General features: G+C 41.6%; 1 protein-coding gene. It reads left to right on the top strand.

Annotation, left to right across the window (positions count from 1 at the left end; translation table 11 throughout):
• Positions 1 to 262, top strand: a 262-nt coding sequence (locus AAEY88_RS14120; RefSeq protein WP_350563392.1) for a glutathione S-transferase N-terminal domain-containing protein, incomplete at both ends; no start/stop codon positions are given.

Raw genomic sequence — 262 nt, 5'->3', positions numbered from 1 at the left:
ACATCATTTAAATAAATCACGTTCAAAACGCATTATTTGGTTATTAGAAGAATTGGGAGTGGACTATGAGCTGGTTGCTTATCAGCGTGATACAACCACATTTTTAGCGCCAGAGTCGTTAAAAGCGGTTCATCCATTAGGTAAATCACCAGTATTAGAAGCGAGCGGTTATACCATTGCTGAGTCGGGCGCGATTACCGAGTATTTAATTCATACCTATGGCGCTGATAAACTGATGCCAGCACTCGGCACAGCAGATTAT

Source organism: Psychrobacter sp. CAL346-MNA-CIBAN-0220, assembly GCF_040309805.1.
Lineage (GTDB): Bacteria > Pseudomonadota > Gammaproteobacteria > Pseudomonadales > Moraxellaceae > Psychrobacter.
The sequence above is the reverse complement of the archived record's forward strand: the minus strand, read 5'-3'. Positions and strand labels throughout refer to the sequence as shown.